This is a genomic window from Pseudomonas sp. IPO3747 (assembly GCF_013385245.1).
In the GTDB taxonomy this organism is placed as follows: domain Bacteria; phylum Pseudomonadota; class Gammaproteobacteria; order Pseudomonadales; family Pseudomonadaceae; genus Aquipseudomonas; species Aquipseudomonas edaphica.
In genome coordinates this window covers 13,021-29,974 of record NZ_JACAQL010000002.1, presented here as the reverse complement: position 1 = coordinate 29,974, position 16,954 = coordinate 13,021, and the positions used below count along the sequence as shown (strand labels likewise).

Below are 16,954 nucleotides of genomic sequence, written 5' to 3'. Positions count from 1 at the left end.
AATGTGGGAGCTGGCTTGCCTGCGATAGCATCACCGCGATCTGACAGTGATACCGAGTTGCCCGCATCGCAGGCAAGCCAGCTCCCACATTCAGGGCGTCAGTGCCTTGATCACCTGATCCACATTGCCTTCCAGCTCCGCCACCGGGTCAGCTCCGTCGACATTTAATACCAGCAATTGCGCACCGCCTGCCGTCACCGCCGTTTTAACGGCCTCACTCGGTTGGCGGTGATGCAGCACCACGGCCACGTCGTTGCTTTTCAAGTCGGCACTGAGGGTGTGCAAGGCCTCAGGCGTCCACTGCGCATCCGGCCGGGCATCGGTGCTGAGCACTTCCAGGTTCAAGCTGCTGACCAGATAAGCAAAGTGATCACTCAAGCTGACCACACTCAGGTTGTCCGCCTTGGCCAGTCTTGCTTCGCTGTCGGCGCTGAGCTTGAGCAGGCGCTGTTTGAGCGCCGCGAGGTTGGCGTCGATCCTGGGTTTGGCTGCGGGCGCCAGGCGGCTCAGGTCGGCCGCCATCACATCGGCCATGCGCCCCATATTGTTGCTCGACTGCCACGGCTGGCTGTTCAGGCCATCGGCACCGCCTGGTTGCACAGCAATACCCGGCAAGCCGCCGTCCACCGGGCGCGCGGCGTCCACTTCGACGATACGGATATTGCTGCGCCGCGCCACGGGGTAGAGCGGGTCATCCGCCCACAGCGAGCGCAGGCCGATAGCCGCGTCGGCGTCCTGGGCCAAACTGCCCAAGGCCGGCGCACCCCGGCCGGTGAAGTAGGACACCTGCCGCGAACCGGGCAGGTTGGCCGGTGCTGCGCGCTCAAGCTGTACATCGGTGCCTTTGAGCAGCACCTCGGCCAGGCCGTAGGTGATGGGCAGCGAGGCCAGCACTTTCACCGGTTTGGCGGCGTGAACCGCAGGTTTTGCGGCTTCAGCGGCCATCAACGGCGCAGTGAATAAACAGGCAATGGCCAGGGCCAGCGGATGAAAAACAGAGCGCATTATCCAAGATTCCCTTTGAGGCTGGGCACGGTGCCGCGCGCGATGGCGGCAACGGCAAAGGCGATACCGGCCACCAGAATGATCGCGGCACCGGACGGGATGGGCAGGTCGAAGATGATCGGCAGCAGAATGCCGCACAGCGTGCTGAGCGTGGCGATCACCACCGAGACCCAGAAAAACCCCTTGAGCGACTGGCTCAACAGGCGCGCTGCCGCCGCCGGAATCACCAGCAGGGCGCCGACCAAAATGGCGCCGATCACCTTGACCGCCGCCACGGTGATCAAGGTCACCAGGATCACGAACAGGTAATCCAGGGTCTTCACTGCCACGCCACGCACAGCGGCCAATTGCGGGTTGAAGCTGGCCAGCATGATGCGGTTGTACAGCGGCAGCGCCAGGGCCATCACCAGTGAGCCGACGACCGCCAACACCAGCAGGTCATTGCCGTTCACCGTCAGCACCGAGCCGAACAATACGTTTTCCAGAATGTGCACGTTGATCTTGCCTGCCAGAATCAACAGCAGGCTCGCGCCCAACGCCAGCGACACCGAGAGGAACACGCCGATCAGGGTGTCTGGCGCCAAGCCGGTGCGGTTGCGCAGGTAATTGAGCAGGATGCCGAACAACAGGCAGTAGCCGAACAGGCTGCCGTAAGGCCCGGTATAGGGCTCGCCGAGCAGAATGCCCACGGCCACGCCGGTCAACGCGGCGTGCCCGACGGCTTCAGAGAAGAACGCAAAGCGCTTGACCACCACCAGTGTACCCAGGCCGCCCAGCACCGGGCCGATCAGCAAGCCGGCGAGCAAGGCGTTGACCACAAACCCATAGGCCAGTGCTTCCGGCAGGTACCCGGATGAAGCCCAGCCCTGGACCATCAAACGAAAGGCTTCATAACTCATTACGCCGCGCTCCGAGGATGGGTGGAAAACAGGCTCAGCAGGCGGTCCGGGGTCAGCGCTTCTTTCGGTGTGGCGTCGAACAGCACGCGACGGTTCAGGCCGGTAACGCGATCGGCCAGGCGGCCCACAGCTTCCAGGTCATGCTCGATCCACAGCACGGTGATCCCGGCCAGGCGCCAGTCATTGAGCAGCCGTTCGAACACCTGGATACCGGCCTCATCAAGCGCTGACATTGGCTCATCCAGCACCAGCAGTTGCGGCGCCGGAATCAGGCCTTGGGCCAACAGCACGCGCTGACGCTCACCGCCGGACAACGCGCCCATGCGGCGCTTGCGTTTGTCCTGCATGCCGACCCGTTCCAGCGCTTCGCCAATCGAGGCGGCGTAATGCCGGGACAGGCCCAGAAATGCCGGGCGCCGCTGGCACATGGCGGCCATGAAATCGTCGACGGTCATCGGCAGGCCCCGATCGAATTCCAGCGCCTGTGGCACATAGCCGACCGTGCCTGGCGTGTTCGGCCAGTGCAGGCGCAATTGGCCCTGGTGCGGGGTCTGCCCCAGCAAGGTCTTGATCAGCGAGCTTTTGCCGCCGCCGTTCGGGCCGACCAGGGCGTGGATGCTGCCCGGTTCGACCTCAAAACTCACCGCGTCGAGAATCACTGTGCGGCCCAAGGTCAGGGAGACCGTGTCGAACTCAAGGGTCGGGCCAATGCTGGCCACCTTCAATTGCTGCGCTGCCGTCATGCCCCCGACTCCTGAATCGCCCGTACCACGGTGTTGAGGTTGCCGGTCATTTCCACTTCGTATTTCTCGGGCGTGTATTCGCCGTAGGAAATATGCGACAGCGGGTACAGCTTGACCCCGGATTCACGCTGGATGGTCTCGACGTAGGTAGACGGGAAATCCATCTCCGAGAAGATCACCTTCACATCCAGTGCGCGCAGTTCATCGATGGTCTTTTTCAACTGGCTGGGGCTGGGCTCGATGCCATGGGCGGGCTCGACCACGGCGGTGACTTCCAGGCCGAATTCGCGCAGCAGGTAGTCGTAGGCCGCGTGCACGGTCGCAACGCGCAGGTCCGGGTTCGGCGCGCTGGTCAGCTTGGCGAGGGCATCGGCACGCATCTGGCGCAGGCGCTTGCCGTAGGCGCGGGCGTTTTGGGTGTAAGTCTTGGCGTTGTCCGGGTCGAGCTTGCCCAGTTCGCGGGCGATGTTGTTGACCTGGGCAATCGACGCACTGATCGACAGGAAGGTGTGCGGATTGACCACCTTGCCCGCACCGCGCGCGGCGTTACCGGTGGCGGCCAGCAGCGGTACGTTGGCGTTGGCTTCGATCACCGGGATGTCCGGGCGCTCGCTGGTGGCGATCATGCGGTCGGCAAAATCATCATGGCCGACGCCATTGAGCACGATCACGTCCAGGGTGCCGATGCGCTTGATGTCTTCGGCGCGCGGTTCGTAGGCGTGGGGGTTGAAACCGGCGGGAATCAGCGGCACCACCTCGGCCTTGTCGCCGACGATATTGGCCACGTAGCTGTAATACGGGTGCAGGGTGATGCCGATGCGCAGGCGCTTGGCCGCTTCGGCATTCGCGAGCGGGGCGAGCATCAGGCTGAACAGGCCAACCAGCAACAGGCGTAACAGGGGCGATGAAATAGACATGGGCACTCGGTCTTCTGGTTCAGTGACGGTGCTGGCGGGTCACGCCGGCATCGAATTGCGTGACCACCTGGCGCCAGCCGGCGGCGATCAGCGCCGCGTCGGTGAGGTCGGCAGGGGCGGCGAGGTTGGCCTGGCGGTTGAGCCACACATCCGGCTCGTCACCTTGCACGCGCATCAGCACCGAGCCGCTGGTGCTTGGCGCTTGGCTCAAGCCCAGGTAGGCCACAGGCTCAAGCAGCTGCCAGCGATGGTCGCCACGGCTCACCGAACTGGCGTCCTGGGCAAACGGTGCGAAGCCTTCTTCGGCCAGTTGCGTGGGCGTCGGCAGGGCGTTTTGCTCCTGCTGCAACAGCTGGATTTCATCCAGGGTCACGCGCAGGTCGGCGTAGATGCCTTGCTCGGCAGCGCTCAGGTCACGGCGTGCGTCCAGTTGGTGGCTGGGCACGGCGGCGACCTCCTGGGTTTCACCGTGCAGCGCCACCACCGTGCCAGCCACCGCGAGGATGATCAGGCACAGCAGCAACACGTAAAGGGTTTCATGGCCGGCCCCGGCAGGGCGTACAACCTGTGTGGTGCTCATTGGGGCTGGATATCCGCTTGGTCGATTTCCACCACATGGCCGGGGCCTGCATCAAACAGTACGTAAAACTCGGCCGAGGGCTTTTTGAACGTCAGGGTCGAGTCCTGACCGAGCTTGCCCGGCAGCAGGATGGTTTCGTCGTAGCCGATCACATCCAGGGTCACGCCCGGCGCGCCGCTGCCGTCGGAAAAACCGCCGGTGCACTGGATCTGTTCGCCGGGGATTTCCTTGCATTCGCACATCGGGTTATGGGCCAGGGCGACGCCACTGAAGCCGGCGCAGAGCAATAAAGCGGCGCGAGTCAGGCGCATTAACGTCATGGTTTAACTCCTTGCTTGTTCAACCAGGCAATGGTGGCAGGCGAAGCCTGGCTCAGCGGGATGGAACCCTGGTGCATGGAGCCGTCCCAGCCTTCCATGGTCACCCATACTTCGGCGTCCACGGGTGTGCGTTCCGGCACCGGCAACACCGCACCCATGCGGTACGGCGTGCCGAAGAAAATCACCCCGGCCGCGCGCAGGCTGCGCGGTTTGCCGATACGCAGGTAAGTGGCCTTGACCTGCTCGGCGCAGGTGTCGCACAGGGCGGCGTTGAAAAATTTCATCGGGCCGGCCGGGTCCGGGCGCGGGCCTTCGTTGCGAAACTCTGCGAGGGTCAGGCTCCACGGCCCCACCTGCACTTCGCCGGCCACGCGCTCGCCAATGCCGCTGTCACCGCGAAACAGTGCAGCGTCGGCAAAGTACTTGGGCATGAACCCCAGGGGCACCAGCAACAGCAGGACATTGATGTGGAAGCGCCACTTGAGCCAAAAGGCCCGCAGCGGCGAAGGTGGTGTGGTGGTCGCACGTTTGCTCATCAATTGGCCTCCGAGGTTTCAGCCTGCCTGGCCGTGGCGGGGGCCGGCGCGCGTTGCGTCTTGGCCTCGCGCTTGAAGGCGTTGAGGGTGGCCAGCGCGGTGCGTTTGGTCCAGATCAGCAGACCGCTCAACACCATCATGCTCATGATCAGGCCGAAGAATGCCCAGATCAGTTTGACCCACAGGCCGCCAAAGTCGCCGGTGTGCAGCGGACGCATGGATTCGGTGACGAACTCCAGTGTCGAGCGGTCGGACAGCAGGTGCGACACGGCAATTTCACCGTCGTACGGGTTGAGCTGCGCCGTCTGGAACATCAACGGGTACCAGCCGCGCCCGCCGATCTGCAGGTGGCTATAGGCGTTGCTGGGCAGGAACACAAAACTGGCCTCCAGCCCGGGAATGCGCTGCGTGGCGATCTCGATGGCCCGATCGATCGGGATCATTGGTGCCGGTACGCCCGGTGCCGACACAGGCACCTTCTCCCGGGCAATCACCGGCACGATGGGCTCACTGGAGATGGAAATCTGGTTGTCGCCCAGAATTGCCCGGATCAGGAACCAGATGCCGGTGATGGAAATTACCGCGATAAACCAGATCGACCAGATACCGCTCAAACGATGGAAGTCACCCCAGAAGATCCGCGCGCCATGGCGGATTCGCAGGGTCGGGCGCAGAAACCCTTTCCAGAAACGCTTGTACACCACCAGCCCGGTGACCAGGGATGCCAGCAGCGGTATGCCAAGCGCCGACACCAGGTACCAGCCCCAACTGTAGCCATTGGTAAACGGCACCAGCCACCAACCGTGCAAGGCACGGGTAAATTGCTGGAAGTTGAACGCTGGGCTGATGCCCTGGATCACGCCGGTATACGGGTTGACGTAGACCTCCACCGAGCGCCCGTCGGGGTAACTGAGGTCGACACTCAGCGCGAAGTGCGACTCGTCCGGGCGGGTGATCGACTGCACGATTGCCTGGGGTTCGTTGCGCTTGATGGCGCCGATGACCTGGTCGTAACTCAGCCGTTCGGCATCGTCCGACGGCTTGCTGGCGCGGATGTCCGGGTTGGCCAGCCAGACGATTTCCTGGCTGACCACCGCCAGGGTGCCGGTGACGCAGACGATCAGTACAAAAAACCAGATGGGCAACGCCAACCAGCTATGAACCAGAAACCAGAGTTTTGAGCGTGACTTCTTCGACATGTGAATGCGGGTCTTGATCGGAGGAGGGCGAAGGAGGCCCGGAAAAGGCCAGTCGTAGCTTTTGCTGACGCGACGGGCTGTATCTAAGTTAAGACGGATGAGAATGAGAAATCCCTAAGCGGGATATGAAAGAAAATGTTTCAGCGTTGCCGGATTGAACACGAAACATGTTCCAAGCCATCACCCAGGTGCCATTGATGGGGCCGGGGGGCTGCGTAGGATGGGGTCATACCGTTGAGCGAGCGCTTATAAAAGTGAGTCCACAAACATGACTGCCAGAACCCTCTACGACAAACACATCGACTCCCACACGGTGTGCGCCCTGGATGACCAGGGCCATGTGCTGCTTTATATAGACCGCCAGGTGATCAACGAATACACCAGCCCCCAGGCGTTCAGCGGCCTGCGCGAGGCCAAGCGTGGCGTATGGCGCCCCGGCACCGCGCTGGCGGTGGTCGACCACGTAAACCCCACCACGCCCACGCGCATTGCCGCGATGCCTGACGCAGGCGGCGCGCGGCAAGTCTCGTACCTGGCGGAAAACTGCCAGGACTTCGGTATCGAGCTGCTGGACATCCTCGACAAACGCCAAGGCATCGAACACGTGATTGCCCCGGAGCAGGGCTTTATCCTGCCGGGCATGGTGATCGCCGCCGGCGACAGCCACACCACCACCTACGGTGCCCTCGGCGCCTTCGGCTTTGGCATCGGCACCTCGGAAATCGAGCACCTGCTGGCCTCGCAGACCCTGGTGTACAAACGCCTGAAAAGCATGCGCGTGACGGTTGAGGGCACCCTGGGCAACGGCCTGACCTCCAAGGACGTGATCATGGCGCTGATCGGCAAGATCGGCGCGTCCGGGGCCACCGGTTACTCCATCGAGTTTCGCGGCGCCACCATTGATGCGCTGAGTGTTGAAGCGCGCATGACCATCTGCAACATGGCGGTGGAAGCTGGCGCGCGGGGCGCGTTTATGGCACCCGACGAAAAAGTCTTCGCCTACCTCAAAGGCAAGCCGCGTGCGCCCAAGGGCGAGTTGTGGGAACAAGCCCTGGTGCAATGGCGCACGTTGCACACCGACGCCGACGCGGTGTTCGACCAGGAAGTGCAGCTGGACGCCAGCACCCTGGAGCCTATGGTTACCTGGGGCACCAGCCCCGACCAGGCCGCGCCCATCGGCGCCCGCGTGCCGGACCCGCAAGACGTCAGCGACCTGATCCTGCGCCAGGACATGCGCCGCGCCCTCAACTACATGGGCCTGGAAGCCGGCATGCCGCTCAGCGACATTGTGATCAGCCACGCGTTTATCGGCTCTTGCACCAACGCGCGCATCGAAGACCTGCGCGACGCCGCCAGTGTGGTGCGCGGCAGGCAGGTGGCCGAGCATGTGCGGGCGATGATCGTGCCGGGCTCCACCGAGGTACGCGACCAGGCCGAAGCCGAAGGGCTGGCGGCGATCTTTATCGACGCCGGCTTCGAATGGCGCCAGTCAGGCTGCTCGATGTGCCTGGCGATGAACGATGACGTGCTGGCGCCCGGTGATCGCTGCGCGTCCAGCACCAACCGCAACTTCGAAGGCCGCCAGGGCGCCGGGGCGCGCACTCACTTGATGAGCCCGGCGATGGTCGCCGCCGCGGCCATCACCGGCCGCCTCACTGATATCCGTCATTTTGGAGACCGCCCATGAGCCTGCAACCGTTTACCCAGGTCACCGGCCAGGCCGCGCCGATGCTGGCGGCGAATATCGACACTGACGTGATCATGCCCAAGCAATTTCTCAAAGGCATCGACCGCGCCGGCCTCGATCGCGGGCTGTTCTTCGACCTGCGCTTTTTGCCCAATGGCGCACCCAACCCCGAATTCGTATTGAACCAGCCGGCCTGGCTGGGCGCACGTTTCATGGTGGTGGGGCCGAACTTCGGCTGTGGTTCGAGCCGCGAACACGCGGTGTGGGGCTTGAAGCAGATGGGCATTCGCGCGCTGATCGGCAGCAGCTTTGCCGGGATCTTTTATGACAACTGCCAGCGCAACGGGGTGTTGTTGATCACCTTGGACGAGGCGGTGCTGCACACACTCGGGCAGACGGTCAGCCAGCCTGCGCAGGCGCAGATCAGCGTGGACCTTGAGGCGCAACAGATTCGCTTGGCCGATGGCCAGGTGATCTCGTTCCAGATCGACACCTTGCGCAAGACCGCGTTGTTGCTCGGCCTGGATGCAATTGGCAGCACGTTGCAGCGCAGTGAGCAGATCAAAACGTTCGAGCGCCAGCATTTGGCGGCCAACCCCTGGCTTGGTTGAAAACCTTAATGGGGTAACTACGTAGTTATATAAGTAGAGCAAACGCCCTCCAGTTATTGGGGGGGCGTTTTTTTGGGGGGCTATTTACTTTTCAAATAACGCCGGTTGCACCGCGTAACCTCAGTGATTGCAAGGGCGGTGTAGCGTTAGTGGATGAAGCCCTGAAAAAATACAAGGGTATTTGTTGACACCTTGTAGGTCATCGGCTTAAGTGGATGCTGACTTGGAAAGTCGCACATTATAAGAAAAGGAAGTTGATGCCATGCCCCGTGAATTAGTGGTCATTTATATCTCTCTGGTGCCGGTGATCGAGTGGGTAACTTGATCGACTTCTGCCACCTGTCAATCAGTTGTCGTTGTTGCGGATATTACGGTCTTTTCCAGTGTGAAAAGGCACGTATGCCGATGCCTTAACATTCGTTCAGAACACAGAGAGTTCAAACTCATGTCGATTTTTGATCAAGCGATCCACCGTTCGTTACAGTGGCAGGATTGGCGTTGGCAGCAGAAGAATGCCATCCGCGATGAACCGGCATTGCGGGCTGCCTGCGGTGGCTGGAGCGAGGAAACCAGCGCGCATATCGAACACAACTTGCAAGACCGCAAGCTGCAGATAACCCCTTATTACATTGACTTGATCAAGCGCTCTCTCACCGATGGCGAGGTGATGGACCATCCGCTGTGGCGCCAAGTAGTGCCCTACTGGAGCGAACAGGTCGCTGGCGATTACGACGGCACCTCGGAGAACTGGGAACTTGGCCACGAAATGAAAACGCCGATTTGCCAGCACAAATACGACAACCGCGTGATCCTGCGCATGACCAACACCTGCAACGCCTATTGCCAGTTCTGCTTCGAAGCGCTGCGCACCCTGCAAGTGGGTACCGAGAAGGCCAATGCCAGCGCCGACTCGTTCAAGGACTCGCTCGAGTACATCCGCAACAACCCGGCCATCGAAGAGGTGATTCTCAGCGGCGGTGACCCGTTGATGCTCGCCGACCGCAAGCTCGAAGAGAACCTCGCCGCCCTGCGTGGCATCCGCGACGACCTGCTGATTCGCCTGCACACACGGGCCTTGAGCTTTAACCCGTTTCGCGTCACCGATGAGTTATTGGCCATGCTGGAAAAGTACAAGGTCAATGCGTTTGGCGTGCATGTATGCCACCCGCTGGAACTGAGTGCGGACTTTGCCGTGGCGGTTAAACGTATCCAAAGTGTAGTGCCGATTGTGTTCTCCAACATGCCGCTGTTGCGGGGCGTGAATGATGATGAAGCCACCTTGCATAAACTGTTTATTGATCTTTATCGGTTGGGCGTAAAGCCATATTACTTGTACCACTTCATGCCGTTTTCTCCGGGGGCGTCGGAATATAAAGCATCGATCAGCCACGCCATCGCTATTATGGATCGCCTCAAGCGGCGCGTGTCCAATATAGCCATGCCGGAATATGTGCTGCCGCATGCACAGGGCAAGTTTACCGTGCCGCTGCTGGACTTTGAAAAGCCACACGACTTGCCGCACTTTGAAGTGCGCGATGGGCAACGTCATTACCGCTTCCGTAATTGGGAAGGGCAGTGGTGCAGTTGGCAGGATGCCTGAAGTGACTGACGCATGAGGCGGTATTAATGATGAAACAAGATGCCATTCTTTTTATTGATGTTGATGACAGTGCCTCTGTTCGCTATTGCTACCGCGAGCCGCACTTCGCGGTGGCCCGTGCCCAAGGCCTGGCCTGCTTGACGGCGGGTGTGGCCGGACGCGAGCATCTGCAACGGCTGCGGGACGACAGTGATGCAGTGTTCCTGCTCGACGCGTTGAATGAACAATCGATTCTGGATTTGGTGGGGCGGCTGGATGGGCAGTACCAGATCCGCGCAATCTTCTGCCAGGCCGGCCACCCGTCTGCGCAGGGCGAAGTCGGCTGCATCGTGGCGCAGGCCTCTCGGCGGCTGGGCCTGGTGCATAGCGACCCACTCGCCATTGCTGCGTGTAACAACAAGTTCCTGATGCGCCGCGCGCTGAAAAAACTCGGCGTGCGTTCGGTGCCGTTTGCGCTGTGCAACAACGAACAGCAACTGCGCGAAGGTGCCGAGCAAGTCGGTTACCCGCTGATCGCCAAGCCACCCTTTGGTGGCGCGTCGGCATTTATCAAGAAATGCTCTGACTGGGCGCAGTTGCGCAGCCACTACGCGCATTTCCTGGCAGATCATGCCAGCGCAGCCTATGCGGATTTCTACGGCTGCGCCCACACGTTGCCGGAGAACGATGGGCAGCGACGAGAATACCTGCCGGGGCGTAGCCTTTTGCTTGAAGGGTTCATCCCAGGTATTGAAGGCAGTGTGGAGTGTGTGGTGGCGGGCGAGCAGGTTCATGCGCTGCTGATCAATGAAAAACTGATGTTGACCGAGCGCAGTGGCACCGTCCTGGAGAACCTGCTGATTTCGCCGCCGACGTCCTTTACCGACGCCCAGTGTGAGCAGATCCGCCAGTACGCCGTGGAGTGCCTGCGCGCGGTGGGCCTGACCAATGCCGTGGTGCATTTCGAGTTCCGCATGACGGACGCGGGGCCGGTGGTGATCGAAATCAACCCACGCGTCGGCGGGCTGTACGTCAATGCCGCGTTCCGTGACTTGGCAGGCATTGACCCGTACCAGCTGTATCTGTCGCTGCTGCTGGGTGAGCCAGGTGTGAATGCGCAGTTGGACGCCGGCGCACGCCAGGTCGCGCAGGCCTCGCAACACTACTCGATGCTGGCGATCTATCCGGAGCACAGTGGCCACTTCAAGGGTATTGAAGGCCTTGAATGGCTCGCTCAACAGCCGGCGGTGCTGGAATATGCCCAACAGGAGTCCGGTCACTCTATTGATGCCGATATCGAAGAGCATTACTTGCTCAAGTGCTGGGCCAGGGTCGACGATGCTGCCCACGCCCATGCGGTGCATGATGCAATACGGCACAATCTGCGCGTGATTATCGACAATAAGGGTTAGCGATATGGATATCCCACAGATTGGCGCGTACTTGCGCGAGCACCACTATTGTCACCGTCGGGACTTTGGCCAGTTGCTCAAGGTTGAGCCCGGCGAGGAGCAAAGCTTTCGCGCCTACTGGGCGAACCTGGTGCGCGATGAGGCGTTCAAGGCATACACGCATCGCGAACGGCGGATCCTGCGCTATCGTTTATCCCCGACGCGGCAGTTGCAGATCGACCGCAATAGCGCGTTCAAGTCGCCGGTCACCTATGCGGTCAACTATCGCCAGGGCGTCAACCACTTGAGCTACAGCGAGGAGGGCTTTATCGAGCACCCACTGATGCAGAAATTGCTCGCCACCGACCTGGCGGTGCTCGAACCGCACCTTGGCCCGCATGCCTACACCATTGATATCCACCAGTTTCGCGTGCGTGCAGAGGGGCCATCAGCCAGCCCCACCACCTCGGGTATTCATCAGGATGGCCTGGACTGGGTGTTCATGCACTTCATTGGCCAGAGCAACACGGTGCCGGTGGTGTCCGAGGTGTTTACCGGTGAGGCGGAGCATAGCCGCGTGCTGGACCTGGCGATGGAGCAGTTCCTGGAAACCATCGTGATCAACGACCGTGGGCTATATCACCGCGCCGGCGCCGTGCGGGCGCAGGCCGATTCGGCACCGGCCTGGCGCGATGTGCTGCTGGTGAGCCTGCGCGGCGTGGCGGCTGATGACGCACGGGTAGAAGACGAGGTACAACCGGCATGAGCGACGTTCAGCCCTTGGGCCTGTCGACCCGCAACGCCCGCTTGATCATCTTTGCGCGGGGCGTTTCGGACTTTGGCGCATTCCTCAATATGGTGGCGCTCTCCACCTACGTTTACTGGCTCAGCCAAAGCGTGGTGTTTGTCAGTGTGTTCCTGGCGTGCCGGGTGACCGGCGGGATTGTCGCCAGCCTGTTCGGCATCCCGTTTTTCCGGCGCTTCCCGGGGCGCAGTACCTTGGCCGGGCTGGACCTGGCCCGCGCGCTGTTACTGGTGCCGCTGCTGGTGCTGATCCCGGCGCATCAACTCAACGTGTTGCCGTTTATCGCGTTCGGCATCGGCCTGTGCAATTCGCTGTTTGCCATTGGCCTGAACAGCCAGTTGCCGACCTGGGTGGCGCTTGAACAGCGGGTGGGCACCAATGCCTGGATCACCTCGGCGGCGGCTACCGGTGCGGTGTTTGGCAGCTTGCTTTCCGGTGTGCTGATCGCCACGGGCGGATTCGAGACGGTGTTTGCCGTCAACATCGGCACTTACGTGGTGGCGGCTTGCCTGATCCTGCCGTTGCGCGCCTTGTATTCAGTCGCCGTTGCCGCGCATCGTGGGCTTGCGGCCGAATGGCATGAGTTGACCAAAGGCCTGCGCGGTGCACCGGTGTTGGCGGCGATGTTGTTGATCAGCATGCTCGACACCCTCGGCAGCGCGGCACATAACGTCGGCTGGCCGGTGTTGTCGCAATACATTTCGCCGGACACTGCGAAAACCGTCATGGGCTACTTGCTGGCGGTGTGGGCCTGCGGCAAGTTCATCGGCGCGCGCCTGGCCAGTGCGTTGCTCAAGGGCCGTGGCACCCAAGGCATGGAGCGCTGGTTCATGGCGGGTGTGGCGCTGATGTCCAGCGGCTTTATCCTGACCTTCCAGCAAACCGAACTGTGGCTGGCGCTGCTGCTGGTGGTGTGGGCCGGGCTGGGCGATGGCATCTCCGAGGTGGCGCTGGTTTCCCGTGCGCAAAGCGAACCCGATAGCTTGCGCCTGCCGCTGTTCAGCCTGTTGACGCTGATCCAGATGGCCGGCTTTGGCGTGGGCATGCTGGTGGTGGGGCCGTTCTACCTGACGTGGACGCCGGCCCAGGTGATCGTGCTGTTCCACGGGTTGCCATTGACCGCCCTGGTGATCATGACGGTATGGCTGGGTGTCAGCGCCACGCGGGGCGTCAGATCGACAACCCCTTGAAGTGCTCCTGCAAAAACTCCACGCAGGCGCGCAATTTACCGGAGTAGGCCAAACGTGTCGGGTACACCGCCCACACGTTGGCACTCTGTGTGTAGGTGTGCAGCACCTGCACCAGCTTGCCCTGTTCCAGCAGCGGTTTTACGTCCCACATCGAGCGCAATAACACACCGCGCCCGTCCAACGCCCACTGCAACACGATCTCGCCATTGTTCGATGACAGCGGCCCGCGCACGCGCACGCTTTCGGGCGCGCCGTCACGCTCCAGGTTCCAGATACCGAACGCATTGTCGCGCTCCTTGAGCACCAGGCAGTCGTGCTGCTCCAGGTCGCTCAACTGTTGCGGCGTGCCTTTGCGTTGCAGGTATTCCGGTGCCGCGCACAGCACGCGGCGATTGCTCACCAGCCGCCTGCCGATGTGCTGGCCGGGGATGTCATCGCCGACGCGAATCTCCAGGTCAAACCCTTCACTGACGATATCCACCACGCGGTCGAACAGGTCCAGGCGGATTTCCAGGTCCGGGTACTGCTCGGCCAGCAACGACAGGGCCGGCGCCACATGATTGCGGCCGAAACCGAAGCTGCTGCACAGGTGCAGATGCCCGCGCGGGCTGTCGTGGGCATCGCTGAGTTCATCGGACAGTTGCTGGAAATCTTCGAGGATACGCACAGCCCAGCGTTGTACTCGCTCGCCGTCTTCGGTCAGGGCGATGCGGCGGCTGGTGCGGTGCAGCAGGCGCGTGGCCAGGGTGGTTTCGAGGATCTGAATGCGCTTGCTCACATACGCAGGCGACAGCCCCAGTTCATCGGCGGCGGCTGCGAAGCCGGCCTTGCGGATCACGGTGAGGAACACCCGCAGGTCTTCGGGTAGGGGCACGGTATCTTTCTTATGAGTCATCAGCGACAGATGTGGCGGCATGAGCTGCCAGAATAGCACCGGTGTGGTGAGGGAGCTTGCTGCCGCTGGACCTGGTGGGTGTGCCCAGGATTCTGGGGCTGCTGCGCAGCCCAGCGGGAGCAAGGTGATTGTCTTTAAAGCTTACTCGGCGGCGATCTTCGCCTGCGCGGCAGCCCGCGCATGGCGGCCATGCTTGAGGGCGATAGGGGCCATTTTTTCGCGGTCCAACTCACCCTCCCATGCGGCTACCACCAATGCCGCGACGGCATTGCCGATGATGTTGGTCAGCGAGCGGCACTCGGCCATAAAACGGTCGACACCCAGGATCAGCACCATCGCCGCCACCGGCACCGTGGGCACCACCGCCAGGCTCGCGGCCAGTGCCACAAAACCTGCACCGACCACCGCACCGGCGCCCTTGGAGGTGAGCATGGCCACCGCCAGCAAGGTCAATTGTTGCTCCAGCGGCAAGTGGATATTGGTGGCCTGCGCCAGGAACAACACCGCCAGGGTCATGTAGATGTTGGTGCCGTCGAGGTTGAAGGTGTAGCCGGTCGGCACCACGATGCCCACCACGCCTTTGGACGCACCCAGGCTTTCGAGTTTCTGGATCAGTTGCGGCAGCGCCGACTCCGACGAACTGGTGCCGAGCACAATCAACAGCTCCGACTTGATATAGCCCATCAGCTTGAAAATGCTGAAGCCGGCGTAGCGCGCGATGCTGCCCAGCACCACGGCCACAAAGAAAAACGCGGTGAGGTAAAACGTACCCACCAGCTTCAGCAGCGGCAGCAATGAACCCACGCCGTATTTGCCGATGGTGAAGGCAATCGCCCCAAACGCGCCGATGGGCGCCACGCGGCTGATGATGCCGACGATGCGAAAGAACACTTCGCTGGCCTGGTTGATCACGCCCACCAGTGGCCGGCCTTTTTCCCCGACCATCACCAGGCCGACACCGAACAGTACCGAGACAAACAGGACCGGCAGGATTTCGCCCTTGGAGAACGCATCAAAAAACGTGGTGGGGATCACGTGCAGCAGGAACCCGGTGATGCCTTCGCCATGTTCGGCCTGGCCGACAAAACCGGCGATGGCCGAGCTGTCGAGGGTCTTCACGTCAATGTTGAAACCCACGCCCGGTTGCAGCAGGTGCGCGGCGAGGAGGCCGATCAGCAGGGCGATGGTGGAAACGATCTCGAAGTACAGCAGCGCCTTGCCGCCGACCCGGCCCACCTGTTTCACATCGTGCATGCTGGTGATGCCGGACACCACCGTGCAGAAGATGATCGGGCCGATGATCATCTTGATCAGCTTGATAAACCCGTCGCCCAGCGGCTTGAGGTCGATACCGATTTGCGGCCAGACATGGCCGATCAACACACCCAGCGCGATGGCGATGAGCACCTGGATATACAGGGTTCCCAGCAGTTTTCGGATTGTCATTGTTATTATCTCGGGATGTTTTTTGGGCAAAGCGAACCCGTCGCAGGCCATTGGCAGCCTGCGAGGCGGGTGTTTCAGATCACGGTGTCAGTGCACTCAGCGAAGGAAGGCCAGGACTTCGCCAAGCAATAACTCAGGTGCTTCCTCGGCGATGTAGTGGCCAGCCGGCAGGGCTTTGCCACGCACGTCGGTGGCGACTTTCTGCCATTCCTTGAGTGGCTCGAAGCAGCGGCCAACAGTGCCTTCGGCGCCCCACATCACCAGCAACGGCAGGTTCAGGTGGTTGCCGGCGTCGATGTCGGCCTGGTCGTGCTCAAGGTCTATACCGGCGGCGGCGCGGTAGTCCTCGCAGATACCGCGAGCGGTGCCTGGCAGTTGCAGGCAACGCAGGTATTCGGCGAAGGCTTCATCGGTGAATGGCTTGAGCCCGGCGCTGCGGCTGCCCATGACGCTGCGCAGGTACAGCTCGGGGTTGCTCTCGATCAGCGCTTCGGGCAACGGCGCCGGGCGGATCAGGAAGAACCAGTGCCAGTAGGCGCGGGCGAAGGCTTCGTCGGTCTGGGCGTACATCGACAAGGTGGGCGCGATATCCAGCAGCACCATGCGCTGAACGGCGGCGGGGTGGTCCAGGGCCAGGCGGTGGGCCACACGAGCGCCACGGTCGTGGGCCAGTACCGAAAAGGTGTCAAAGCCCAGGGCTTGCATCAGCTTGACGCCGTCGCGGGCCATTTCGCGTTTGGAGTAGTTGGTGTGGTGGTCGTTGGCGGGTGGTTTGCTGCTGTCGCCATAGCCGCGCAGGTCGGCGGCGACCACGGTGAATTGTTCGGCTAACTGTTCGGCGACTTTGTGCCAGATGACGTGGGTTTGCGGGTGCCCGTGCAGCAGGAGCAGACCGGGACCTGTACCGCCTTTGCGGTAACTGATGTCCACGCCGTTGACGTGGCACTGGTCTTTTTGGAATCCGGCGAACATGGAATGACTCCTCTTTGTAAGTGCTTGCATCGTGGAATCACGCGGGGTTTGGGGCAAGGGGGAAAGCGTGGAGGGGTTGTTCATGAAGTGTGTAGGAGCGGGGTACATATCCGTTGCTGCGGTAACGGCTACTTAGGGTTCCGCCCTTACGGCGGGTCACGGATTCAAGCCTGCGTTCG

Annotated in this window: 17 protein-coding genes; 6 read left to right on the top strand and 11 right to left on the bottom strand. The window is 61.7% G+C overall.

The genetic code is table 11. The features are described 5' to 3' along the window. Positions 1 to 90: 90 nt before the first annotated feature. The 8 genes from HX790_RS01305 to HX790_RS01270 are packed head-to-tail and all read right to left on the bottom strand — an operon-like array spanning position 91 to position 6,199. The gene (locus HX790_RS01305) at positions 91 to 1,005 is read right to left on the bottom strand and encodes a metal ABC transporter solute-binding protein, Zn/Mn family (RefSeq protein ID WP_017136365.1); all 915 of its coding nucleotides are present in this window, start codon (positions 1,003 to 1,005) and stop codon (positions 91 to 93) included. Continuing rightward, entirely contained in the window at positions 1,005 to 1,904 is a 900-nt protein-coding gene (locus tag HX790_RS01300; protein WP_169985818.1) for a metal ABC transporter permease, read from the bottom strand. Before HX790_RS01300 ends, HX790_RS01305 begins: the two co-directional genes overlap by 1 nt. Then, the gene (locus HX790_RS01295) at positions 1,904 to 2,647 is read right to left on the bottom strand and encodes a metal ABC transporter ATP-binding protein (protein WP_099547880.1); all 744 of its coding nucleotides are present in this window, start codon (positions 2,645 to 2,647) and stop codon (positions 1,904 to 1,906) included. Before HX790_RS01295 ends, HX790_RS01300 begins: the two co-directional genes overlap by 1 nt. Further along, positions 2,644 to 3,564: a metal ABC transporter substrate-binding protein gene (locus tag HX790_RS01290; protein WP_017136362.1), complete on the bottom strand. Its 921-nt coding sequence runs from the start codon at positions 3,562 to 3,564 to the stop codon at positions 2,644 to 2,646. Before HX790_RS01290 ends, HX790_RS01295 begins: the two co-directional genes overlap by 4 nt. A gap of 19 nt (positions 3,565 to 3,583) precedes the next feature. Further along, entirely contained in the window at positions 3,584 to 4,144 is a 561-nt protein-coding gene (locus HX790_RS01285) for a DUF6162 family protein (RefSeq protein ID WP_017136361.1), read from the bottom strand. Further along, a complete protein-coding gene (locus tag HX790_RS01280; protein WP_099547881.1) occupies positions 4,141 to 4,464 on the bottom strand; it encodes a hypothetical protein in 324 nt (107 codons plus the stop codon). The genes HX790_RS01285 and HX790_RS01280 overlap by 4 nt, the downstream gene beginning before the upstream one ends. Further along, positions 4,461 to 5,000 carry a hypothetical protein gene (locus HX790_RS01275; RefSeq protein WP_017136359.1) on the bottom strand — a complete coding sequence of 180 codons (540 nt, stop codon included), beginning with the start codon at positions 4,998 to 5,000 and terminating at the stop codon, positions 4,461 to 4,463. The genes HX790_RS01280 and HX790_RS01275 overlap by 4 nt, the downstream gene beginning before the upstream one ends. Further along, positions 5,000 to 6,199 (bottom strand): PepSY domain-containing protein, encoded by a 1,200-nt coding sequence (locus tag HX790_RS01270; protein ID WP_017136358.1) that lies wholly within the window; start codon positions 6,197 to 6,199, stop codon positions 5,000 to 5,002. The genes HX790_RS01275 and HX790_RS01270 overlap by 1 nt, the downstream gene beginning before the upstream one ends. A gap of 268 nt (positions 6,200 to 6,467) precedes the next feature. Between HX790_RS01270 and leuC the strand changes: the two genes are divergently transcribed. From leuC to HX790_RS01240, 6 genes are all read left to right on the top strand, one after another. Further along, positions 6,468 to 7,886: a 3-isopropylmalate dehydratase large subunit gene (gene leuC / locus HX790_RS01265; protein ID WP_176991151.1), complete on the top strand. Its 1,419-nt coding sequence runs from the start codon at positions 6,468 to 6,470 to the stop codon at positions 7,884 to 7,886. Continuing rightward, positions 7,883 to 8,497 (top strand): 3-isopropylmalate dehydratase small subunit, encoded by a 615-nt coding sequence (leuD, locus tag HX790_RS01260; RefSeq protein WP_176991150.1) that lies wholly within the window; start codon positions 7,883 to 7,885, stop codon positions 8,495 to 8,497. The genes leuC and leuD overlap by 4 nt, the downstream gene beginning before the upstream one ends. A gap of 445 nt (positions 8,498 to 8,942) precedes the next feature. Then, complete coding sequence (locus HX790_RS01255) at positions 8,943 to 10,097, top strand: KamA family radical SAM protein (RefSeq protein WP_176991149.1); 1,155 nt, start codon at positions 8,943 to 8,945, stop codon at positions 10,095 to 10,097. Positions 10,098 to 10,123: 26 nt separating this feature from the next. Next, complete coding sequence (locus tag HX790_RS01250; protein WP_225933041.1) at positions 10,124 to 11,488, top strand: acetyl-CoA carboxylase biotin carboxylase subunit family protein; 1,365 nt, start codon at positions 10,124 to 10,126, stop codon at positions 11,486 to 11,488. A gap of 4 nt (positions 11,489 to 11,492) precedes the next feature. Continuing rightward, positions 11,493 to 12,233 (top strand): 2OG-Fe dioxygenase family protein, encoded by a 741-nt coding sequence (locus HX790_RS01245; RefSeq protein ID WP_099547886.1) that lies wholly within the window; start codon positions 11,493 to 11,495, stop codon positions 12,231 to 12,233. Next, the gene (locus tag HX790_RS01240) at positions 12,230 to 13,462 is read left to right on the top strand and encodes an MFS transporter (RefSeq protein ID WP_176991148.1); all 1,233 of its coding nucleotides are present in this window, start codon (positions 12,230 to 12,232) and stop codon (positions 13,460 to 13,462) included. The genes HX790_RS01245 and HX790_RS01240 overlap by 4 nt, the downstream gene beginning before the upstream one ends. Here the strand turns inward: HX790_RS01240 and HX790_RS01235 are convergent. The 3 genes from HX790_RS01235 to HX790_RS01225 form a co-directional block, all read right to left on the bottom strand. Further along, on the bottom strand, positions 13,443 to 14,357 hold the full coding sequence (locus tag HX790_RS01235) for a LysR substrate-binding domain-containing protein (protein WP_017136351.1): 915 nt from the start codon (positions 14,355 to 14,357) through the stop codon (positions 13,443 to 13,445). The genes HX790_RS01240 and HX790_RS01235 overlap by 20 nt on opposite strands. 141 nt (positions 14,358 to 14,498) lie before the next feature. Beyond that, a complete protein-coding gene (locus HX790_RS01230; RefSeq protein ID WP_099547889.1) occupies positions 14,499 to 15,803 on the bottom strand; it encodes a dicarboxylate/amino acid:cation symporter in 1,305 nt (434 codons plus the stop codon). Positions 15,804 to 15,899: 96 nt separating this feature from the next. Then, positions 15,900 to 16,775, bottom strand: a complete 876-nt coding sequence (locus HX790_RS01225; RefSeq protein ID WP_099547890.1) for an alpha/beta fold hydrolase — start codon at positions 16,773 to 16,775, stop codon at positions 15,900 to 15,902. Positions 16,776 to 16,954 lie beyond the last annotated feature (179 nt).